Origin of the sequence: Sorangium sp. So ce426 (genome assembly GCF_051475585.1) — a bacterium.
Classification (GTDB): Bacteria; Myxococcota_A; Polyangia; order Polyangiales; family Polyangiaceae; genus Sorangium; species Sorangium cellulosum_B.
Genome location: NZ_CP150341.1, coordinates 10,749,659 through 10,771,438 on the forward strand (window position 1 = coordinate 10,749,659; position 21,780 = coordinate 10,771,438).

General features: G+C 71.6%; 15 protein-coding genes and 2 pseudogenes. 12 read left to right on the forward strand and 5 right to left on the reverse strand.

Features of this window, described 5'->3' with window-relative positions:
- Positions 1 to 84 precede the first annotated feature (84 nt).
- From WMF44_RS40310 to WMF44_RS40330, 5 genes and pseudogenes are all read left to right on the forward strand, one after another.
- On the forward strand, positions 85 to 930 hold the full coding sequence (locus WMF44_RS40310) for an alpha/beta fold hydrolase (protein ID WP_437295356.1): 846 nt from the start codon (positions 85 to 87) through the stop codon (positions 928 to 930).
- Positions 931 to 1,085: 155 nt separating this feature from the next.
- Positions 1,086 to 1,184: pseudogene (locus WMF44_RS40315) on the forward strand (LysR family transcriptional regulator); the annotation flags it as partial.
- Between the two features lie 122 nt (positions 1,185 to 1,306).
- A complete protein-coding gene (locus WMF44_RS40320) occupies positions 1,307 to 1,726 on the forward strand; it encodes a hypothetical protein (protein WP_437301706.1) in 420 nt (139 codons plus the stop codon).
- Positions 1,727 to 1,773: 47 nt separating this feature from the next.
- Positions 1,774 to 2,385 carry a GyrI-like domain-containing protein gene (locus WMF44_RS40325; protein WP_437295357.1) on the forward strand — a complete coding sequence of 204 codons (612 nt, stop codon included), beginning with the start codon at positions 1,774 to 1,776 and terminating at the stop codon, positions 2,383 to 2,385.
- 44 nt (positions 2,386 to 2,429) lie between these two features.
- A pseudogene (locus WMF44_RS40330) lies at positions 2,430 to 2,618 on the forward strand (VOC family protein); the annotation flags it as partial.
- Positions 2,619 to 2,633: 15 nt separating this feature from the next.
- Here WMF44_RS40330 and WMF44_RS40335 read toward each other — a convergent pair.
- On the reverse strand, positions 2,634 to 2,897 hold the full coding sequence (locus tag WMF44_RS40335; protein WP_437295358.1) for a hypothetical protein: 264 nt from the start codon (positions 2,895 to 2,897) through the stop codon (positions 2,634 to 2,636).
- 700 nt (positions 2,898 to 3,597) lie between these two features.
- Between WMF44_RS40335 and WMF44_RS40340 the strand changes: the two genes are divergently transcribed.
- From WMF44_RS40340 to WMF44_RS40365, 6 genes are all read left to right on the forward strand, one after another.
- Entirely contained in the window at positions 3,598 to 4,839 is a 1,242-nt protein-coding gene (locus WMF44_RS40340) for a prolyl oligopeptidase family serine peptidase (RefSeq protein ID WP_437295359.1), read from the forward strand.
- Between the two features lie 272 nt (positions 4,840 to 5,111).
- Complete coding sequence (locus tag WMF44_RS40345; RefSeq protein ID WP_437295360.1) at positions 5,112 to 6,341, forward strand: flavin-dependent oxidoreductase; 1,230 nt, start codon at positions 5,112 to 5,114, stop codon at positions 6,339 to 6,341.
- A 182-nt stretch (positions 6,342 to 6,523) separates the two neighbouring features.
- The gene (locus WMF44_RS40350; RefSeq protein WP_044966815.1) at positions 6,524 to 6,802 is read left to right on the forward strand and encodes a MoaD/ThiS family protein; all 279 of its coding nucleotides are present in this window, start codon (positions 6,524 to 6,526) and stop codon (positions 6,800 to 6,802) included.
- A 1-nt stretch (position 6,803) separates the two neighbouring features.
- Positions 6,804 to 7,979, forward strand: a complete 1,176-nt coding sequence (locus WMF44_RS40355; RefSeq protein ID WP_437295361.1) for a WD40/YVTN/BNR-like repeat-containing protein — start codon at positions 6,804 to 6,806, stop codon at positions 7,977 to 7,979.
- Positions 7,980 to 8,042: 63 nt separating this feature from the next.
- On the forward strand, positions 8,043 to 9,953 hold the full coding sequence (locus tag WMF44_RS40360) for an aldo/keto reductase (protein WP_437295362.1): 1,911 nt from the start codon (positions 8,043 to 8,045) through the stop codon (positions 9,951 to 9,953).
- Positions 9,954 to 10,217: 264 nt separating this feature from the next.
- Positions 10,218 to 10,676, forward strand: a complete 459-nt coding sequence (locus tag WMF44_RS40365) for a nuclear transport factor 2 family protein (protein WP_437295363.1) — start codon at positions 10,218 to 10,220, stop codon at positions 10,674 to 10,676.
- An 8-nt stretch (positions 10,677 to 10,684) separates the two neighbouring features.
- Here the strand turns inward: WMF44_RS40365 and WMF44_RS40370 are convergent, their stop codons facing one another.
- Together WMF44_RS40370 and WMF44_RS40375 are read right to left on the reverse strand one after the other, a co-directional pair.
- The gene (locus WMF44_RS40370; protein WP_437295364.1) at positions 10,685 to 11,860 is read right to left on the reverse strand and encodes a serine hydrolase domain-containing protein; all 1,176 of its coding nucleotides are present in this window, start codon (positions 11,858 to 11,860) and stop codon (positions 10,685 to 10,687) included.
- Positions 11,861 to 12,066: 206 nt separating this feature from the next.
- A complete protein-coding gene (locus WMF44_RS40375; protein WP_437295365.1) occupies positions 12,067 to 17,490 on the reverse strand; it encodes a hypothetical protein in 5,424 nt (1,807 codons plus the stop codon).
- A gap of 1,153 nt (positions 17,491 to 18,643) precedes the next feature.
- On the opposite strand from WMF44_RS40375, the gene WMF44_RS40380 reads away from it, so the two are divergent.
- Entirely contained in the window at positions 18,644 to 19,144 is a 501-nt protein-coding gene (locus tag WMF44_RS40380; protein ID WP_437295366.1) for an AAA family ATPase, read from the forward strand.
- Between the two features lie 91 nt (positions 19,145 to 19,235).
- Here the strand turns inward: WMF44_RS40380 and WMF44_RS40385 are convergent, their stop codons facing one another.
- Together WMF44_RS40385 and WMF44_RS40390 are read right to left on the reverse strand one after the other, a co-directional pair.
- On the reverse strand, positions 19,236 to 20,084 hold the full coding sequence (locus tag WMF44_RS40385; RefSeq protein ID WP_437295367.1) for a formylglycine-generating enzyme family protein: 849 nt from the start codon (positions 20,082 to 20,084) through the stop codon (positions 19,236 to 19,238).
- Positions 20,085 to 20,107: 23 nt separating this feature from the next.
- Positions 20,108 to 21,193: a PEGA domain-containing protein gene (locus WMF44_RS40390; RefSeq protein WP_437295368.1), complete on the reverse strand. Its 1,086-nt coding sequence runs from the start codon at positions 21,191 to 21,193 to the stop codon at positions 20,108 to 20,110.
- Positions 21,194 to 21,780 lie beyond the last annotated feature (587 nt).

Consider the following 21,780-nt stretch of genomic DNA (forward strand, 5'->3'; position numbering starts at 1 on the left):
AAGGGCGTGTCACCTTCTGCCGGGGGGCCCGTCAGACGATTGAAGGCATCGAAGGAACCAGGTGCGATGAGTAAACCGGAGCTGGTGAGGTTCGAGATCGAAGGTGCCGAAATCGCGGTCCGCCTGGCGGGCGATCGGGAGAAGCCGGCGATTCTCCTGATCCACGGCTTTCCAAGCTCCTCGGAATCGTTCCGGAACGTGATCGACACCCTCGCGCGGGACGGCTTCGTGATCACCCCGGACCTTCCGGGGTTCGGCGGCTCCGAGCCGGTCGAGCGCCCCTCATTCTCGCGTTTCGCGGACATGATCGACGGACTGCTCGCGCGGCTCGGAGCCGGGTCCTTCCACCTCTACCTCCACGATTATGGAACGGCGGTAGGACTTCACCTCGCCACGCGCGCGCCCCGCAGGATACGCAGCCTCATCGTCCAGAATGCCAACGCACATGAGAGCGGGATGGGGCCGCAATGGTCGGCGACCAGGGCCTACTGGGACGATCCCACGCCGGAGCGGGAAGCCGAGGCGACCGCCCACCTGACCTTCGAGGGGACGCGCGACCAATATCTGGGCGGCGTGCCCCGGGACATCGCCGAGCGCATCGATCCCAGGCTGTGGGAGGAGGACTGGCGGATCATGTCGCTCCCCGGCCGGCTCGAGGCGCAGCGTGCGCTGGTGCTCGACTATCGCAGCCATGTCGCGCGATTCGGGGAGATCGCCGATTATCTCGGCCGCTGGCAACCCCCGGCGCTGATGCTGTGGGGGCGGCACGATATCTTCTTCGATCTCGAGGAGACCCTCTCCTGGATGAAGGCGCTCCCGCGCATGGAGGCGCACATCCTCGACGGCCCTCATTTCCTGCTGGAGACCCATCCGGCCGAATGCGCCGCGTTGATGAGCGCCTTCGTCAGGCGCGTGGAGGGGCTGCGTTAGGACGCGCGCGCCGTGAGCTCGTACAGGGGAGCCTCCTCGCGTTGGTCCTCGCCGAGAGCGGTCGCGGGAATCGTGCGACGCGCTGCGATCGACCACTCGTCGACGCCATGTCCACGTCGCTGTCCGAGATGTCCCTCCCGCAGCCGCGGTGCTTCATGGCGGTCGTGGACGCGGGGTCGTTCGCCGAGACCGGCCGGCGTATCGGCATGTCCATGTCCAGCGTCTCCAAGACGATCGCCCGCTTCGAGGCGACGTACGGTGTCAAGGGAGGGCATGGCTGTGTTGCCCTCGCGGCCACATGGCGCTTGGCACGGACGAGCTTGCGCTCGCCGCCGGAGCGCCGGTACCTTCGGCGAGCGGAGGCGGTAGGGGCGCGATGCGATCGGTCGTTGTTTTCCTGCGGGACACGATGGAGTCTGCGGTCACGGCGTACCGCGACGCCGCCTACCCGGAGCAGCGGGACCCGTGGGTCGTGTTCGTGGCCGGTGACGCCTGCCTGTACATCAACCTGTACCGGCACGGCCCTCTTGAGCACGAGCCGGAGGACTGGGCCGACATCGTCCAGAGGTTCGGGGGCGAGCCGGCGGCCTGCGTGATCGCCGACGTGTCCGGGCGGCACCCCGGCGATGAGCAGGTGGCCGGGTTCGTGGCCGGGCTGCTGTCCCGGTTCAGCGGGGCCGCGATGGACGACTACACGCCGCACCTGTGGTCGCTGGACGAGCTACGGAGCGGGCACCGGGTTCGGGGGCACCCGTTCTTTGACTACAACGGCTGGTTCACGGAGAAGAGGCGCTGACGCGCCCCGGCTGGAGCGCAACAGGTTGGCTATCATCAGGTGCATTCGTGTCGAAGGTTGATCTCAAGAGGGAGCTCAAACATCTCTACCAGGCATCCGCGAAGGAGGTGGTTCGGGTTGACGTGCCGACATTTCGGTTCCTCATGATCGACGGCGAGGGCGACCCCAACACATCACAGGCGTATGCCGAGGCAGTGGAAGCGCTGTTCTCCGTCGCCTACACGACGAAGTTCATGATAAAGAAGGGGTCGCGAGGAATCGACTACGCGGTCATGCCTCTCGAAGGCCTCTGGTGGTCGGAGGACATGTCCGCCTTCACCTCCAACGACAGGTCGAGGTGGAAATGGACGATGATGATCATGCAGCCTCACTTCGTGGAGGAAGCGGTGATCCAGACGGCCATGGCGGAAGTGAGGCGAAAGAAGGCGCTCCCCGCGCTGGACGCGCTCAGGCTGGAGGACTTCACCGAAGGGTCGTGCGCTCAGATACTTCACATTGGCCCCTTCACCGAAGAAGGGCCGACCATTCAGCGAGTCCATGACTTTATCGTTGCGCGCTCGGCGCTCGCAGGAAAGCACCATGAGGTGTATCTGAGCGACATACGTCGCGCCGATCCGGCGAAGTGGAAGACCATCATCCGCCAACCTATGATGCGATAGCCGACAGATCGTTCGAGCCGGCGCCGCTTCGCGGCACGGCTCTTGCGCCCAGCACGGCGACGTTCATGGTCAACTACCGGGTCGAGGATCTCCACGCCCTCGTCAAGGTCTTGCGCGAAGAAGGCTGCAACGTTCTCGAGAAGATTGACGATTCCGAGTACGGGAAGTTTGCCTGGGTCATCGATCCAGAAGGAAACAAGGTAGAGCTCTGGCAGCCGCCTGCCGGCCAATGACCACGGCAACCGGCCTCAGCGGCCCTCTCGCGCCGCAGCCCTCGCCGCGCCGAGCCCCATTCCGACGAGGGCCGCGAGGATCCGGCCCAGCGCTGCCCCGAGGCCAGGCGAAGGCTCGTCGCACAGCGTCGGTGCGACCGAGAGCCGCAGCCGGTCCCGGAGGATCTCCTGAGCGCGGCGAATGGATTGCGGATCCCGGCGGTCGAACCAGATGGCTTCGCCCGACGACTCGCAGGCCTCGGGGCCTTCGTCCTCCACCGGCCCGAGGTACAGGGTCACGGTGTGTCGTCCCAGTGTGGCTGGCGGGTCGATCTGCATGTTCCTCGGAACCAGCGTGCGCCGCGCTCGTGACAGCTCGGTGGCGCAGGCGAAGACTCTCCGTTGCAGCGCGGCGCTCACCCCGCGGGCCGTGGCGTGGACGCGGCCCCGTCGACGCATGGATAAGTTGCTGAACCAGCGTCACTTTTCCGGGAGGAACGCGGATCGCGCAAGGTCCTCCATGTCCACCAGCGCGTGCAGCGTGGCTGTACGGTGGGATGGCCACGACGAGGAGATCGACCTCGCGGGTTGTGCGTGTGCTGCCGAGGCGCCGGCCAGGCCGAGCAGCAACGCTGCGGCGGCACCCTGGGCGAGGCCGAGCGTCTGAAGACGAGCCCGTCACCCTCGCCATGGACCGCGACGAGCGCATGAGCCTGTCGGCGCTCCTGTCGGGGAGATGCGCAGTTCCCTGAGCGCCATCCCGTCCACGGTACACGGCGCCTGGTCTCGTGAGATCCTTGCCGCTCCGAGGAGGTCTTGACATCCGCCCCCCCGGCTCGCCTCTCTGTACCATGCGACATCCCCACGCCCGCCGCTTCGAGGCGGACGACCTGCTGTCGTTCAAGCTCGTCACCGAGATGGTCCTCTCGCCCGACGGCCGCTGGGTCGTTTATGTCCTCGAGGAGATCGACGCCGAGGCGGACACCTACGTCTCCAACCTGTGGCTGATCCCCGCGAGCGGCGGCGCTCCGCGGCAGATCACGTTCGGCTCGGACACGAACAGGCGCGGCAGATCACGCGCGGCGACGCGAACGAGCGCGACCCTGCGTGGTCGCCCGACGGGCGCCTCATCGCGCTCAGCCGGACCCGGGAGGGCCCCATCGCGTTCCTGTGGAGCACCATGCGCCTCTGCGGCCTGCTCGGGAGCGCGCGCTGGGGCGGCTCGGACGCGCGGCTGCTCATCGACGTCAACGAGGCGTGGGGCGAGGATCGCGCGTGGCCCGACGTCGCGCTGCGAGAGTTCCCCGGCGCGTCGGGGATGAAGAACGTCGGCCTCCTGATGCTGCCGCCGGGAGGCGGAGGGGGACCCGTACCGCTGCTCGTCCATGTGTACGGGGGCCCGCACGCGTCCGTCGAGTTCGGCTTCACGTACCGGCCGTACTGGTATGTGCTGGTGTCCCGCGGGTGGGCCGTCCTGTCCTTGAACCCGGTCGGCTCGGCCGGACAAGGAAAGGAGTTCGCCGATCGCCTGCGGGGGCGCTGGGGCGAGCGCGACCTGCCGGAGCACCTCGCCGCCATCGAGGAGCTGGTCGCCGAGGGCACGATTGACGGCGATCGCGTCGCCATCGCGGGCAAGTCGTACGGCGGCTTCATGGCGGCGCGGGCGATCGGCAAGACGAAGCGCTTCCGCGCCGCCGTCTCGGGCGCGCCGGCGGCGAACCTCGAGTCCCATTTCGGGACGTCCGACACCGGCTACTACGTCGATCCCCACGACATGCGAGCAGAGCCGTTAAGCGGACGCGGGCGGCCCCTGGACGCGGTATGGCCACCTGGATACGCTCGTCGAATGAACGACTTGTTCGACAGGGACTCGAACGATCTGTTCCCGCCCGCCGACCGGGCGAAGCTCGAGGCGCTCACGGAGGATCCGGACGCGAGGGTCGGCTACGAGCTGACCAAGGGGATGCTGACCTGGTCGGATGAAAAGCCGCGCGACATCGAGCTGTCCACGTTCACGAAGATCATGATGCTCCAGTCCTATCGATCCATGATGTACCGGCCGGAAGAGTTCCGAGATAGCCAGGACGAGTTCATTCGTGAATGGTTCGCGGCGTGCCGCGCGACATGGGAGAGGGCGAGGGCCAGCGGCCTCCGGTGGATCGGCTTCGCGCCGTCGCGCACCGATCCCGCGAACCTCGCGCTGCTCCTCGAGCTCGAGAAGATCGAGTTCTCGGACATGTAGCCTGCGGGTGATCCCGCGGGCCTCCTGCTCGACCTTCAGGACCTGATCGGGAGGAGACGACCAGCTGCTCGGATCGGGCATGGTGCTGCACGCCAGGTACGTGCTGTCCTCGAGCGGCGGCGAGGTCACCGTGGTAAGGAACCGTGGACCGCTCGGCGCGCTCGTTTCAATGCGCGGCGGCCGCGATGATGACCCTCCGCGGCCGCCGTGCCGGCGATCGGCGGCGGCTTCAACGAGGGGCGGCGTCGAGCCGCATGTCTACAGGAGGACGTATGCAGGTGATCGTCGCGGGCGGTGGGATCGGCGGCCTGGCCGCGGCTCTGGCGCTGCACGGCTCGGGTCATGAGGTGACGGTGTTCGAGGCGGCGCCCACCATCCTGCCGCTCGGGGTCGGCATCAACCTCCTGCCCCACGCCGCCGAGGTGCTGGGCGAGCTGGGTCTCTTCGAGGCCCTGTCGGCCCAGAGCGTGGCGACCCGCGAGCTCATCTATTTCAACCGCTTCGGCCAGCGCATCTGGGGCGAGCCCCGCGGCCGCTTCGCGGGTCATGCCACGCCGCAGCTCTCCCTCCACCGCGGCGCCCTCCAAGGCGTGCTGTTCGACGCCGCCGTCGAGCGGCTGGGCCCCGACCGGGTGCTCTGCGATCGGCGCCTCGCGGGCCACGAGCAGGGCGGGGGCCGCGTCGAGGCGCTCTTCCTCGATCGCGCGGGCGCGGCGTGGAAGGTCTCCGCCGACCTCCTGATCTGCGCCGACGGCATCCACTCGGCGGGGCGCGCCAGCCTCTATCCGGACGAGGGGCCGCCGATCTACGGCGGTCACATCCTCTGGCGGGGGACCACCCTTGCGGCGCCCTTCCTCACCGGCGCCAGCATGATCATCGCCGGGCATCAGGACCAGAAGTTCGTCGTCTATCCGATCTCCCCACCGGGGCCGGACGGCCGCCAGACGATCAACTGGGCCGCCGATCTCGCGTTCGCCAGGAGCCTGCGACGAGAGGACTGGAACCGGCGGGGCGACCCCGCCGACTTCCTGCCCAGGTTCGAGGACTGGCGCTTCGGCTGGCTGGATGTGCCCGGCCTCGTCCGGAGCGCCGAGGCGATCTACGAGTTCCCGCTGGTCGACCGCGATCCCCTGCCGCGCTGGAGCCATGGGCGCATGACGCTGCTGGGCGACGCCGCCCATCCCATGTATCCGAACGGCTCCAACGGGGCGAGCCAGGCCATCCTGGACGCCCGCGCCCTGGTCCGCGCGCTCGCCGCTCATGCCGATCCGGTGGAGGCGCTGGCCGCCTACGAGACCGAGCGCCTGCCCGCCACCGCCGCCATCGTCGCGGCGAATCGCCGCAACGGTCCGGAGCAGTGCTTGCAGATCGCCTATGAGCGCGCGCCCCACGGCTTCGACCGCATCGAGGACGTCTTCGCCCCCGGCGAGCTGGAGGCCATGGCCGCCCGCTACAGGGTGCTGACCGGCCTGAAGCGCGCCTCGGAGCCCCCCGTGCGCTGACGAGAGCGCTCTCGACGCAACGCGGTTGCGGAGGTGGTAGCGGAAGCGGAAGCGGAAGCGGGCACGAGCGCGGGAAGGCCTGGGCCCTGAGAACATCGGGGCTCTGCGTGTGGCTGCGCCTTGCCTGCCGGCCTTGAAAACCAATTGACGCGCGGCGAGATCGGGAGTACGGCAAGCACGCCATGCCGTCTGTCCACCTGACGCGCCATCTCTACACCTTCTTTCCGCACCTCGAAGGTCAACACCTCATCGTCGAGGCGTCGACAGCAGGTGAGGTCGTAGCGGCCCTGGAGAAGCTCGCGCCCGGCATCGGCTTCTACATCTGCGACGAGCGCGGCCGCTTGCGGACGCACGTCAACATCTTCGTCGGCAAGCAGATGATCCGCGACCGCAAGGGGCTCACGGACGCGGTCGCTGCCGACGACGAGGTCCATATTCTGCAGGCGTTGAGCGGAGGGTGAAATGGCAAGCCGTATCCTGGTAGGCACGCGAAAAGGCACGTTTGTCGTCGAGAAGAAGAACGGCTCGTGGAAGCCGCGCCTCGCGGGCCACGCCGGCGGCGGCGTCAACTATGTCGCGCGCGATCCCTACACGGGCAAGCTCTGGGCGCTCCTCGGCTTCGGCCATTGGGGGGCCAAGCTGTCCGTCTCGACGGACGAAGGCGAGACCTGGAACGACAACCCCGCCCAGATCAAATATCCCGAGGGCGCTCGCTACATCGGCCAGGACATGTACGAAGACGCCAGCAGCGACTTCGGCGTCGGCATCAAGATCGTCACGCGCCCGGCCACGGTGCAGAAGCTCTGGATCATCGGCTTCGGCCCGGGCGGCGCGGTCTACGTGGGCACCATTCCGGGTGGCCTGTTCGTCAGCCGCGACGGCGGCGGCTCCTTCGAGCTCAACCGGCCGCTCTGGAACCACGAGTCACGCGGCGGCGACCTGTTCACAGGCGAGGGCAAAGGCGAGACGAAATGGTTTGGCACGCCGGCCTCCGAGGGGGGCGAGTTCGCCCCGGGCATTCACTCCATCGTTGTGGACCCGCGTGACCCGAAGCGAATGCTCGTCGCCGTGTCCACGGCGGGCGTCATCGAAACAGCGGACGGCGGAGAGACCTGGCAACCGCGCAACAACGGCATGCGGCTCGATCACACGCCCGAACCAGACGCCGAGTGGGGCCACGATACGCATTACATCGAGCAATGCGAGGGCGATCCCGACCATGTCTGGCAGCAGAACCACGTCGGGATCTACTACAGCTGCGACGGCGCAAAGAGCTGGCGCAAGGTGAGCCGTCCAGAGCAAGGCGTGCATTTCGGCTTCCCCATCACGGCGGACGCGAGGGACGGACGCACGGCGTGGGTCGTCCCCGGCAAGTCGGACATGCAGCGAATCACCGTCGACGGCGCGCTCTTCGTGGCTCGCACGAAGGACGGCGGTGAGACCTGGGAGCAGCTCCGCAGGGGTTTGCCTCAGGAGCAAGCCTACGACGTCATCTACCGCCACGCGCTCGCCAACAAGGACGGCACTGTCGCATTCGGCACCACCACGGGCAATCTCTACGTGAGCGATGACGGCGGAGAGGGCTGGGCGACCGTCGCCAACAACCTGCCGCCGATCTATTCAGTACGCATGGCGTGATAGATCACAACATCGGCGCCAGCGCTTGCATCGATCCGCGGACCTGGCTACGTCATCGTCTCCGTGACTCCCGCCCCCTCGCCCTACGGTGTCCTAGGCCCCCTCGACGTCCCCCTCGGCCTCGGCCTGCTCCGGCTGGCCACGGAGGGGCGCCCCTCGGAAGAGGACGCGACAGCCGTCATCCACGTCGCCCTCGATCGAGGCATACGCCTCCTCGACACCGCCGATTCTTACTGCCTCACCGACCGTGAGGCCCACCATGGCGAGCGCCTCGTCCGCAAGGCGCTCGACGCGTGGTCCGGCCCGCGCGACGACGTGCGCGTCATCACCAAGGCGGGCCTCACCCGACCCAAAGGGCGATGGGCCCCGAACGGCAGCCGCGACCACCTGCGCCGCACGGTCGAGGGCAGCCTGAAGGCGCTCGGCGTCTCGCGGATTTTCATGCTCCTCCTCCACGTGACCGACCCCAAGACCCCCCTCGAAGAGAGCCTCGCCGCGCTCGCCGAGCTCCAGAAAGAGGGCCTCATCGAGCACCTCGGCCTCAGCAACACCTCCATCGCAGAGGTCCGCCAGGCCGAGCGGCACTTTCCGGTGCGGGCCATCCAGGAGGAGCTGAGCGTCCTCGATCGCGGCAGCGCAGCCCGAGGCCTCTTCGAGCTCGCCAGGCAAATGGGCATTCCGTTCCTCGCCCACCGGCCGCTCGGCGGTCACGCCAAGGTCGATGGCCTCCTCAAGAACCGCGCGATCAAGCCCATCGCCGCGCGGCACAGCATCACGCCCCAGGAGGCGGCCCTCGCGGCCCTGCTCGATCTCGGCCCCCCGGTCCTTCCCCTGTTCGGGGCGACAAGGCGGGAGAGCGTCGAGTCCTGCTTGCGCGCGCTCCGGGTCCCCTTTGGCGCGCGCGATCGAGCCGACCTCTCGAAGACCAGCTTCGCGCCCACGGCCGATGTGCTGGCCTCGGTCGCGCCGCCCGTGATCCCCGCCGGCCTGCGCAAGCTCGAGCCCGGAGAGGGCCCCGGCGATGCGCCCGAGGTGGTCGTGGTCATGGGAATCCAAGGGGCAGGCAAATCGTCGGAGGTCGCCCGCTACACGGCCAGAGGGTACGCGCGCCTGAACCGCGATGAGCTCGGCGGCACGCTCGACGGCGTGGTCAAGAAGCTCGGAGAGCTGCTCTCCTCGGGGCAGACGCGGGTGGTCCTCGACAATACGTACGGCACACGCGCGTCGCGCTACGCGGTGCTCCGGATGGCGCACGCGCACGGCGTGCCGGTCCGGTGCCGGTACCTGGCCACGCCCATCAACGAGGCCTACGCGAACGTCGTCCTCCGCCTCCTCGAGCGCTACGGCAAGCTGCTCGGGCCGGAGGACATGAAAGCGCTCGGCAAAGAGGATCCCAACCTGCCGCCGCCGCAGGCGCTCTCGCGGTGGGCTGCGAATTTCGAGGCGCCGCACGTGGATGAGGGCTTCTCGGTGGTCGAGGAGATCCCGTTTGCCCGGCGCGTCGATCCGCTCTTCACGGGCAAGGGCCTGCTCCTCGACGTCGACGGCACGCTGCGCAGGACAAAGAGCGGCGAAATCTACCCGCGCGACCCCGACGACGTCGAGCTTTTGCCCGGTCGGCGCGCGGTCCTGGAGCGCTGGGTCGAAGGCGGATACACGCTCTTCTTCGTGTCGAACCAGAGCGGCATCTCGAAAGGATCGGTGACCGAAGAGGCTGTCCTGGCCGCGTTCTCGCGGACGATCGAGCTCCTCGGCCTGCCCGTGGCCGAGGTCGTGTACTGCCCGCACCCGGCGTTTCCGGTCGGCTGCTTCTGCCGCAAGCCCCTGCCGGGGCTCGGGATATCGCTGATCCAGCGCCACAAGCTCGCGCGCGAGCACCTGGTCATGGTCGGCGATATGGAGAGCGACCGGGAGTTCGCGCGAGCGCTCGGGGCGAAGTACATGACGGCCGAGGAGCTCTTCCCAGGCGAGTGAGCGCCCGCGATGGCGTCCTGCCGCGGGCGCCCCGTTGGGCCACACCGGAGCCGTCGGAGAGGGCTGGGCGACCGTCGCCAATAACCTGCCGCCGATCTAGTCAGTGCGCATGGCGTGATAGGTTGATTCGAGGTCACGGGGCGCAAGCGAGCAGCGCCCCGGCCCGCGCCCGCACCGCCCGCCCGATCGAGGCGACGCGACCGGCGCCGCCGCTCCCACCCGTGAGCGGCCGCCGGGAATATCTATTGATAACAGCTCCCGGCGATGGCAATGTCGACGGCATCCATGAAACCAGCGTTCATTCCCCTGGCGATCGCCGGAGCGTTGTCCGCCTGTCAGCCCCATCGACCTGGACCCGACAGTCCCGAAAAGCTGAAGGCAGTCATCGTGTCGTATTTCGACTGCGTCACCCGGAGGGACTTCGCACGAATGAAGACCTTGACGACGCCCGACTTTACCATCTACGAGAACGGAAAGATCATCGACAACGACGGCCTGATCGCGATCATCAATGGATCCCCGATAGCCAAATCCGATTTTTCATTGGATGACGTCAAGATCGACGTCGACAGCAGCTCGGGGAGCATGATCTACATCAACCACGGCAAATTCACGCAGAACGACGCGAGCACCATCACACGCGACTTTCTGGAGAGCGCGATCTTCAAGAAGGTCGGGAATGAATGGAAGCTGCACTTTGTGCATTCAACGGTCAAGAAATAGACCCGAGCTCAATCGGCGCACATGAGCCGATCGATGATCTCGAAGGTATCGACGATCGTGGTGTAGCTGGCCTCGACGTCGTTGGTCGACGTCGACAGCGACATCACGACGACGCGCGAGCCGTCGTCGCTCGCGGCGTTCCGGGTCGAGTACCCGAGCGTGTCGCCGGGGTGGCTCCAGTATCCTCCGCCGCAGCTCGTCGGGATCCACGCGATCCCGAGGCCATAACCGATGCCAGGCGCGATCGCGTCGAGGGCCGGCGCCGGGATCGTGTCGTGGAGCTCCGCCATCTGCTCCGGCTCGAGCAGCGAGCCTTCGCTCAGCGCCCGCCAGAATTTCGCGAGGTCCGCGGTGGTCGTGACGAGGGAGCCGGCGGCGTCGGCGAAGCTCTGGTTCGCGATCGTGACGTCGACGAGCGGCCCGCCGACCTCGTACTGCTGGTAGGCCACGGCGTGCGGGGCAGGCAGATCCGTCTCGTCGCCGGGCTCGAACGTGCGGGTTAGGCCGAGCGGATCGAGGATGCGCGCCTCGACCTCCTCGCTCCAGTGATTTCCGGTGACACGCTCGATGATCATGCCGGCGAGCACGTAGTTCGTGTTGGAGTAGGCCCACTGCGTCTCCGGATCGAAATTCGGCTTGTGTTCCATGGCGAGCGCCACGAGCTCTCCCGGCTCCATGTGGTCGAGCCGATGCTGCATGTACTCGTCGGCGGAGCGCAGCGCTTCCAGGCCCGGCTCGCCCTGACCGGTGTAGTTGTAGAGGCCGCTCGTGTGCTGGAGCAGCTGGCGGATCGTGATCAGCGAGCCGTCGTTGCCGTTGCCCGACACGACGCCGGGGAGCCACTGCTCGACCGTGTCGTCCAGCGACAGCGCTCCTTCTGCGGCGAGCTGCAGCGCCACGACGGCGACGAACGTCTTGGTGTTGCTGCCCATCCGGAAGTAGCTGTCGAAGTCGATCGGCGCCTCGCCACCGAGCTGCGCCGCGCCGCTGCGGGCGAGGATCCGCCGGTCGCCGTCGAGCACCTCCGCGTGCACGGCGACGATCCCGCCAGCGCGGATCTTGTCCACCCCTTCCTGGAGCAGCTCGTCATAGGTGGTGTCGCTCTCCTCGGGAGAGCTGCTCGGGCAACCCAGGAGGAGCGACGCCATGCAGAAGAGCGGAATCGAGAGCTTGCTGAGTGTCATGCTCGTGCGTTCCCGCTCGACTTGTTTTCATTCAATGGTTCTTGCGATCTCGTCGATGTCGCACGATCGCGCAGGTCTGCGGCCCGCTTCCTGCCGCTGCAGGCGCCTGCGGCGGCCCGCACGACGAGCCGGTCAATCCGCGGGGGACGCGGCGCACGCGTCCTGCGGCGAGAGGGCGCGCGCCCGCGCCGGCAGGGCAGCCGACTTCACGGCTCTTCCCACGAGGGCTCGACCGCAGGCCGCTCGCGCTCGAGGCGCCCGCTCCCCTCCTCCTGGCGGTCGCGGAACGGCGTCGACGCCGGCGGGAAGTCGCGGAGGCCGCGGCGGGCTGTGTAGTCGTAGCGGAGGAAGACCAGCCCCGAGGCGCGCGGCGAGGTCTCGGCCAGGCTCGGGACGTCGAACAGGAACGTCCCTTCCACGCCGAGCGAGGCGCGGTGCCCGCGCGCGAGCCAGCTCCAGAACGTGAGCCCCGCGGTGAACGCGTCGCGCAGGAAGGGCTCGTCGCGCGTCTCGTTCACCGGCCTGTAGCTCGCGAGCCAGCCGAGCTGGATCCACGGCCACAGCCCCCGGCCGGGGAGCAGGTCGAGGTCGAGCGTCGCGTCGATGCGGTCGAGCTCCGACGGCACCGGGCTCAGGCGCAGCGACGTGCCCGCCGTGACGAGCGCATCGACGAACGGCCGGTACCGCAGGCGCGCCCCGAGCGAGGCCTGCGTGTCGTGCGTGGCGCCGTACGGCGTGTAGACGTCCTTGTCGGCGCCGATGAAGCCCCGCAGCGACTCGTCCACCATGAGCCACGTGAAGCCCGCCCACGGCGAGAGCGTGAGCTCGCCGAGCGGGATGGACCAGAACGCGGTCGCGCTCGCCCTGGCGCCCATGGCGTCGCTGGCGTCCGGCTGGAACACGACGCGGCCGCTCAGCGAGCCGCCGGGAACCCAGCCGCTCGAGCTCAGGTCGAAGCGCGCCTCCGCGCCGAAGCTCTCCGGCCCGTCGCGCAGGCGGCCGAACCCCGCGGCCGCGATCCAGGCGCGCCGCTCGATCAGCTCGCGGTGCACGTCGAGGCCGAGCTCGAGGGAGCGGACCGGAAGACGGTGGTCCTCCTCGGCGAGCTCGCTGTCGGTGAGGCGCGCGTAGCCGCCGACGGAGAGCGGCCCCGGGTCCGGGTCCTCTCCCACCGGGGGCGCCGGACGAAGCAGCTCGTCCGCGGGCGCGGGCGGCGCGGGCAGCGGCGGCGGCGCGGGCGGCGGCACACGGGGGCGGGGCACGCCGTTCGCGACGGCGAGCTCGACGCGGAGCAGCGCCCGGCCGCCGGGCGAGGCGACGCGCAGCACATGCGGGCCCTCGGGGAGGACGGCGACGCGGGACTCGACCTCGCCGCCGAGCCAGAAGAACGGCTCGCGCGTGACGCCGAGGCGGCGCGCGGCGCGGTCCTCGGAGGCGTCGAGCGCGAGGGTCCCCTCCTCCACCGCGCCGCCGCCGGCCTCGCCGCCGGCAACGTCGAGCGGCGCCACCGAGAAGCGCAGCTGGCCGGAGGGCGCGGCCGCGGCGACCTCGGGACGGCAAGCCGGATCCCCGCCGTCCGCGGGCGCGGCGCGCGCGCGGGGCGACGCGCACTCGTAGGCGGCGCGGGCGCGGATGCGCACGACGGTCGGGCCGACGAACGCGAGCTCCAGGGGGCGCGCCGGGTCGATGTCGTTCCAGGTCGACAGGACGCGGCCCGAGAAGGGCTGCGCCGAGCCGGCCGCGGTCGCGCGGATCCAGCCGAGGACGCTGCGGTCCGCCGGAGGCCGCGCCTCGATGCGGTGGCTGCCCCGCGGCACCTGCACGACGCAGCGGTCGGCCATCGGCGCGGACGCCGCGGAGCACGCGACCGGCTCGCCGTCGAGCGCGATCGAGAACGCGCAAGGGGTCTCCTCGCGGTCGAGCGCCCGGCAGACGCCGTCGAGCTCGATCGCGCCCGGCGCGGCGCGGTCGAGCCGGAACTCGGCGCGCGCGCCGTCGGTGATGAGGAGCGACGCCTCGGGCGCATCGACAAGCGCGCGCCGCACCCGCACGCGGAGCGGCAGATCGCGATCGGCCCTGGCCCGGATCTCGAGCGTGGCCGTGCCGGCCGTGGCGTCGGCGCGCGGCGGCACGGCCCAGCCGGTCACCGGGGCCAGCCGCGCGAGGGCGGCCGGCGGGAGCTGGACAGGCGGCGGCGCGGCGCCGGCGGGAGGCGCCACGGCCGGGCGCTGCGCGGCGCTCCCCGAGGCCGCGGGCGCGGCGCCTTGCTGGCCGGCGGAGGCCTCACGGGCGGCCTCCTGGACGGCGAGCTCGGCGAGCACGAGGGCGCGCAGCGTGAGCCGTCGATCGGGCGCCGGGGCGGCGGAAGCGACGTCGGTGGCCAGGTTCGCGGCCCGGGCGAGCGCCGCGGAGGAGCGGTGGGCGAGCCCGATCCGGGTGAAGGCGTCGGCGGCGAGCTGCACCTCGCCGGAGCGCTCGGCGAGGAGGCCGAGCAGCAGCGCGTCCGCGCCCGAGCTGTCGCCCGCGGGGCCCGCGAGCAGCGCGACGCCGCGCCGCGGATCGACGCTGGCGCGCGCGCCGCGCGCGGCCGCGAGGGGCGCGCGGTCGTCGGGCAGCGGGAGCGGCGGCACGCGCGCCGCCAGGCCGAGCGGGACCGCCACCGGGCTGCCCGGCGGCAGGGTGAGGACGGTGCTCGGCGGCGCGCCCGCGGTCGGCGCGCCGGGCAGATGCGCCGCGTCCCAGGGATCCTCCTCGGCGGGGCGGTCGAGCGCGGCGAGCGCCGGGAAGCCGAGGGCGTCGAGCGCCGCGGCGCGCTGCGCGTGGAGCGCGGCGCGGGCGGGTGAGGGCGCGGCGCGGGCTGGTGAGGGCGCGGCGCGAAGGGCGCGCGTGGCGCCCCGGATCTGCTCGAGCGTGCCGTCGACGGGCGCGCCGTCCGGCGGGCGCACCGGCGTGACGGCGCGCGGGGCGCCGGGCGCGGCGGGGTGCAGGCGCACCGAGGCGCGGAGCAGCGTCGGCGCATCGGTCTCGACGCGCAGCTCGTGCGCGCCGGCGGCGACCGGGACCTCGATCGAGCCCGTGGCGCCGGCGCGCACCCAGGCCTCGTGGACGGCGGCGCCAGCGCGCACGCGGAGCACGCGCGCGGGGCCGTCGGCCGGGGGCGGCGCGCCTCGCGCTCCGGACGCCAGCGCCGCTGCTCCGGACGCCGGCGCAGCGGCGCCTTGCGCTCCAGGCGACGGCGCAGCGGCGCCCGGAGCTCCGGACGCCAGCGCCGCCTCGCCCGCCACGGCGGGCGGCGCGATGACGACGCGGGCCAGCGTGGCGCGCTCCGGGTCGGGGAGCGCGAAGGTCGCGGAGCCGTCGACCCAGGCCCACTGCACGATCTCGCGCAGCGACGCGCACGGCGCGCGCCCGCTGCGCGGGATGCGCGCGAGCACCGGCGGAGCGCCCGCCGGCCGCTGGAACGTGCGCGCCCCGGGCGCCACGGCGACGACCGACGTGAGCCCGGCGCCGCCGTGCACCGCGGCCGGCGCGCCGTCGATGAGCACCGGCGACTCGGGGACCACCTGGCTCGAGGCGCTCCGCAGGAGCACCCGCGCGTGGGCCCCCGGCGGCGCCTCGACGTCAATCTGCGCGCGCGCGGCGTCGAGGAGCGTCCAGCGGAGCCCGGACTCCGCGTCCACCTCGCAGAAGCCGTCCGCGGCGGCGCGCCCCGGTGCGCCGCCTCCCGCCGGCGGCAGCGCGTCGCGAGGCTGCGCGATCGCGCTCCACGCGGCCACGCCGTCGGGGATGTCGAGCGCGTCCCACGGGGCCTCGCGCGCCCAGGCGGTGCGCGCGAGCGGCGCCGCGCTCTCGACGTCGCCATGGCCGAGCGCGTAACGCTCCGCGAGCGGCGCCCCCGCTGGCCGGCGGCCATCGCGCGGCGGCGACATCGCCGCGCCCAGCGCGGACACGGCCGCGACGTCGTCCGGGTGCGCGCGGCCTCCGGCGGGCTCGCGCGGCGCCGCTGCCCCGGGCCGAGCTGCCCCGGGCCCGGCTGCCCCGGGCCGAGCGGGCCCGGACCAGGGCGCGTCCGCGGCGCCCGGCTCCGCGTGCGCCGCGGCGAGCCGCGCGAGGACGGCGCGCTGGAGCGACGTGGCGCCCGCCGCCGCGCGGCCCTGCGCCGCCGCATCACCTCGCGCCGCGACCAGCGCCTGCGCCGCCGTGTAGGCTTGCGCCGCGCGCGCGAACGCCGCGCCGGAGGAGGGCGCCCACCGCACCGACTCGGCGAGGAGGAGCGCCCGGAGCGGCGGCGGCACGGCCGGCCGCGCGGCGAGGTCGAGCGCGGCCTTCGCGGCGTCCGGCGCGGCGGCCCGGTCTGCGGCGGCGAGGAGCCGCGGCGCCTCGGCGTGGACCGGCGCGCGCTCGCCGTCGCCGGCCTGATCGCGCCGCGCCGCACGATCGAGCAGGGCGGCGCGGTCGCGCTGCGGCGCGAGGAGCTCGGCGACGCTGGCGCGTTGCTGGTAGCCTCTGGCGGCGACGGCGAGCTCCCCCTCGACGACGTCGACGGTCGCCGCGCGCGCATCGACCGGCAGGGGCACCCGGATCCACCGCGGCTCACGCCAGCGCGCGGCGTCCGCGAGGCGCGACCCGGTGCGCACGACGAGCTCCCGGACGACGGCGCCGCCGGCGCGCACCACGACGCGCGTGGTCCCGTAGGTGCGCGCCCGGAGGGCGATGCGCAGCACGTCCGCGCCGGGCGCGCGGAGCTCGAGCCGCGCCCCGGCGCCGAGCGAGCGCCACGGCGTGGCGCGCTCGACGGCCGGGAGATCGGGGCTTTCGCGGCCTCCGCGCAGCTCGACGCCGCGCTCCGCGAAGTACGGCTCGACGAGCGGCCGGACGAGCAGCGACTCCTCGAGATAGCGCGCGGTGAGCCATGCGGCCGCGGCCGGGGCGAGGCGCGCGGCCGCCGGGTCGAGGCGCGCGCCCGCCGTGGCCGGGGCGGAGAGCGCCGCGCGCGCGGCGTCGACCCAGCGGAGCAGCGCGCCCGCCTCGCCCGGCGCGGTGGCCGGCGCGGGCGCGCGGCCGCCGAGCCAGGCGGCGACGTCCTCGTCGAGGCGGTACCAGGCCAGCGGCGCGCGCTCCCGCGCGGCGACCCGCACGGCGACCGGCGTGCCCCCGGCGCCGCGCGCGGCGGCCGCGCGCACGACGACGAAGCGCGCGCTCGACCACGTCGGCACCGCGACGTCGCGCGCGCCGGCGCTGACGGGGGGCAGCGGCATCCACGTGATCACGTCCGGCGTGCTCCCGACGCCGGAGCCGAGGCCGATCCCTGCGACGTTGCCCCGCACTTCCAGCCGGTCGCCTGGCTCCACGGGCACGAGGAGCAGCTGCCCCCCGGTGAGCGCGACGGGCGCGGCAGGGTCGGCCGCGGCGGGCGCGGCGCGCGCCGCGTCCGGAGCGGGGGCGCCCTGCTGCGGGCCGCTGCTCCACGGCATGACGCCGGCGCTGCCGGGCGCCACCCAGACGAGCGGCTCTGCGGCGGCGGCTTCGCGTGCCCCCGGGACGCCGTGGGCGACGCCGAAGGCGAGCACGAGCGCCGCGGCGAGCAGCGCGCGGCGGGCGGCGGCCCCGGGGAAGGCGTCGAGATCCACGGCGATTACCCTTGCACCATGCCCACTTACGCCCCGCGCCGTGACCTACCGGGCTACCCGATTTCCGGGCTCGGGTGCAAGCGCGCGATCGGCGAGGGGCGCCGCGGCCCTCGCCGGGGCGGTGTGCGCCGTGGCTGCCGCTGGCGGGCGGCGCTTTTGGGTCGCATGCCGTGGGTTGCGGACGTGCTGGAGGGCTGGTCACGGTGCCGCCCTTCCGGCGTGCTCCTGAACGACCGGGCCTTCTCGTTCGTCGCGACTCAGCGTGCGGGGACGGTTCGACCGCCCCACGCGCACCGGAACCGAGCGCTGGTGACCGGTTCGACCGCCCCACGCGCACCGGAACCGAGCGCTGGTGACCGGTTCGACCGCCCCACGCGCACCGGAACCGAGCGCTGGTGACCGGTTCGACCGCCCCACGCGCACCGGAACCGAGCGCTGGTGACCGGTTCGACCGCCCCACGCGCACCGGAACCGAGCGCTGGTGACCGGTTCGACCGCCCCACGCGCACCGGAACCGAGCGCTGGTGACCGGTTCGACCGCCCCACGCGCACCGGAACCGAGCGCTGGTGACCGGTTCGACCGCCCCACGCGCACCGGAACCGAGCGCTGGTGACCGGTTCGACCGCCCCACGCGCACTGGAAACCGTCTGGAGGAACCGGTTTGACCGCGCCTGGGCACCCGCGGCTGTCTCGCTGAACCGGCCCGAGGTGTCACCAAGTGCCGCCTACGGCTCGCGTACGCCTTGTCGGAGCATCAGCCGCTGCCCGCGCCTGTTGCCGCGCGGTAGGCCTGCCTGCCAGGCCGTCGAGCAACCTCGGTGCACTCAGCTCTTCGGCCTCGTAGCCTGGCAAGGTCGACCTCTAGAGGGACAAACAGGTTGAAAGCTATCTAAATTCAATGGGTTGCGGGGCTCGACCGTTCTGCCGGGAAGCGAGCGCCAAGGGCCAGGAATACGGGAGAGAAACAAACCGCAAGGGACTCTAGCGTGTTCGGTGCCCTAGAGCTCTTCGTGCAGGCGCGGCGGGAGTGGACCGCGGTGCAGGCGGTGATGGCGCCCGTGGCGCCGCCCGAAGAGCCTCCGAGCGAGGGCAGGGCGGTCCAGCGGTGGCCTGGCGAGCTCGTGGGCGACGTCGCGCGGATTGCTCGGCAAGATGTACGCCGTGCACGTCCTGCGCGAGACGGAAGCCTCCGAGCTCTGCAAAACGCCTGGACTGCTGCTCATCGACGAGGCCGAGAACCACCTGCATCCTCGCTGGCAGAAGCGCTTCCTGGGCGACGTGCTCAGCATTTTCCCGAATCTTCAGATCATCGCCACAACGCACTCTCCCTTCATTGTCGGCTCGGTTCCAGGCGCCCGTGTGTTCGTCTGTCGCTACGACCGGGAGCGGAAGGCCTGCGTGGTCGATGACGCCACAGATCTCTACGCGAACAAGCCCGTGGAGGAGATCCTGCTCTCCCCCGCGTTCGATGGCACGCACCCGTTTGGCAAGGAGATCTCGCGCCTGATGGAGGAAAGAAAGGCCGCCTTCGAGGCGGGGGACTCCGTCCGGCGGAAGGAGATCGAGAAGCAGCTCAAGGACAAGAACCCCGAGTACTTCTCCTACCTCGATATCGAAGAGCGGCTGCAGACGCTGCACGGAGCGGGGGGGTGATCCCGATCAAGCGACTGCCAGCGCCTGACGTACTCGCACGGAATGAAGAACACTGGCGAGGAGCACGGCTGCGCCAGGACGCGGTCTGCCCCTACTCGCCCCGCGCGCAGCGGAAACCGTAGAAAGACAGCGTCCTCTCCGGCAGCTCGCCGATACGGTACGTCGGACTGAGCGTCTCCTCGGTGTGGGAGAACGCCCCTCCGCGGGAGCCCCTCCCGAAGCCTCCGTCGGTCAGCGTCGCGCAGTTGATGCACGTCGCCGTCAGATCGGCGTGGTAATCGAGGACCCACTCGAACAAGCTCCCCGCCAGGTCGGCTTGTCCCCATCTCCCGTCGCCCGCCGGGGATTTCGACCCGACGGACGGGATCGGGCACACCGTCATCGTGGAGTCGCAGCCGAACACCGCCAGATCCTGGCTCGGGGCCTCGTCTCCCCACGGATACGCGCGGTGCTCGTTCCCGCCGACCGCGGCGTAGTTCCACTCCGCCTCCGTGGGCAGCCGGCCCTCGTCCCATGCGCAGAACGCGAACGCGAGATACCAGCTCACGCAGTTGATCGGCGCCGCCTCGTTGCCGGCGGGCTCATCGGTCCACGTCCGGAAGTTGGGGTCGCATTGCAGCGAGGCCCGCAGCTCGTCCTGCCCCGCGGGCAAGCTCGCATCCCACGCCGGGTCCCAGCCGCTGCCCTCGATGAGCCGATGAGCGCCCGCTCCCGCGTTCGGCCTGGTCGCCGGGTACCCCGCGACGAACTGCCGGAACCGGCCCACCGTCGCCTCGAAGCGATCGAGGCGGAAGTCGGCCACGGTGGCCGGATAACGCGTGTCGTTCAGGCGGTTGAACTGGCCGCCCACCACCACGCCCTCCGTGGGCTCCACGTCAGGGATGCACGCGCTCGCCGCGACCAGCGGGATCACCATCGCCGAGAGAGCCCTGAACACCACGCGTCTCGTCTCGCCCGTTCGCATCAGAAGCTCCCGGAGATGCTGGCGCCAGCGCCGGACGGCGCGATCCACGGGAGCGCGACGGCCGCCGGCGCCTCTTCGCCGCCCGACCGGACGATCCCATAGACCGCCGCCCCCACCGCGACGAGGCCCGTGGCGCCGAGGCCGACGAAGAGGCCGAAATCGCGGTTCTTGCGCGCATTGTCGGCCGCGAAGTCATAGCCGGGGTCGCAGTACGTCCCGCCGGCGACATCACGGCAGTTCTCACGCAACGCGCTGATCGCGGAGAGGTCGTCGATCAGGAACCCGACCGACGCGCCGGCGAGGGCGATCCCGGCGGCTCCGGAGATCCAGGCCCAGGTCGGGGTGCCCCCGCCTCGCGCTTCGTTCGCCCTGGTGGGCGGCGTCGCGGCGCTGGCCGCGGCCGCGGCCGCGGGTCGCAGCGTGAGCTCGACCGTCGTCGTCTCGCCCTCCGCGAGCGTGATCGCGCGGGTCTCTGCCTCGTGCCCGGGCGCGCTCGCGCGGATCTCGTGCGGGCCGGGATCCACCGGCAGGGGCTCCCCGAGCGCAGCCGCCGGGAGCGCCGTGCCGTCGCGCAGCACCTCCATGCCGGCGGGCGCGCCCTTGACCACGATCACGAGCTTCGGCACGCGCGGCTCGAGGGCCGCGATCCCCTTGTTCGCGACCTCCTCCAGGCTCCGCCGCCGCTGCTCCCCGGCCGTCTCGCGGTTCAGGACGAGGGCCCGATGGTAATCGTGCCAGGCCGTCGCGAGCTTGCCCTCGCGCTCGCGGCAACGCGCGATGTTGATCTGGGTGCTCGCCGAGGGGTTGAGCGCGAGGCTCGCCTCGAACTTCGGGCACCCCGCCGCGTCGTCCCCCTTGTCGACGAGCGCGCGCGCGGCCTTGAAGAGCGCCTCCGCGGCCACCGGGTCGCGCGCCGGCTCCTGCGCGTGCGCCGCCGCGCCGCCGAGCGCGACCGCGACCGCAGACGCGAGGCCGGCGAAGGCGCGCGCGACTCGCGCGCGGCTGGCGCCGGCGAGGCGAAGGATGGGCACCGCAACAAGGCATTTCCCGAGCGGGCTCGTCGTCGTTTCCGCCATGTCCGCCATGTGTGCTCGTTCCGCTGCTGCGAGCCGCGGGGGCGCGCGGGGGGACCCTACAACAAAAAGGGCCGCACGACCAACCCGAGCGCATGGTTCGGCTTGACCAGGAGAGCCCTCTCCAATGCCATCCGCACCGCTCGACGTAGCTCCCACGTGGCTGTGCGGCGCGCGGCGCGGCGAGCCGCTCGTGAAGATGACAGCGACCCATCGAGTCGATCCGCGACATAAGCGCTCACGAGGAGCAGATTTCAGGGGCGCGCCACGTACGAGGCGCTTCGACGACGCTCTGCCCTCCAAATCGATCCGGCGCTCCACCCGGCTCCACACCATGGATCGTCCTCTACTCACCGCCGCGACCCGTCGTCCCGCCCCGGCGCCTTCTGCCCGACCAGCCCCGCCCCCGCCCGGACCGCCTTCGCCGGCTCACCCGTATCGGCCGCCTGCGGCCCCAGCAGCGACCACCTCGGCCGGTCGGCGCGGATGGGAAGCGCGTCAGGAGATCGTCACGGTCGAACGCGGCGGCGGGGTTGGAGCTGGTCTCCCTCGGCATGTTTGCAGGCGGTGGCGCGGCCGTGGCATGCGCCAAGGCAGCG

What these genes read in the sequence shown, in the direction of transcription:
- WMF44_RS40320 (WP_437301706.1), top strand. Translation starts at nt 1,307, where the DNA reads ATGCGATCGGTCGTTGTTTTCCTGCGGGACACGATGGAGTCTGCGGTC.
- WMF44_RS40345 (WP_437295360.1), top strand. Translation starts at nt 5,112, where the DNA reads ATGCAGGTGATCGTCGCGGGCGGTGGGATCGGCGGCCTGGCCGCGGCT.
- WMF44_RS40350 (WP_044966815.1), top strand. Translation starts at nt 6,524, where the DNA reads ATGCCGTCTGTCCACCTGACGCGCCATCTCTACACCTTCTTTCCGCAC.
- WMF44_RS40355 (WP_437295361.1), top strand. Translation starts at nt 6,804, where the DNA reads ATGGCAAGCCGTATCCTGGTAGGCACGCGAAAAGGCACGTTTGTCGTC.
- WMF44_RS40365 (WP_437295363.1), top strand. Translation starts at nt 10,218, where the DNA reads ATGGCAATGTCGACGGCATCCATGAAACCAGCGTTCATTCCCCTGGCG.
- WMF44_RS40370 (WP_437295364.1), bottom strand. Translation starts at nt 11,860, where the DNA reads ATGACACTCAGCAAGCTCTCGATTCCGCTCTTCTGCATGGCGTCGCTC.
- WMF44_RS40380 (WP_437295366.1), top strand. Translation starts at nt 18,644, where the DNA reads ATGTACGCCGTGCACGTCCTGCGCGAGACGGAAGCCTCCGAGCTCTGC.
- WMF44_RS40390 (WP_437295368.1), bottom strand. Translation starts at nt 21,193, where the DNA reads ATGGCGGACATGGCGGAAACGACGACGAGCCCGCTCGGGAAATGCCTT.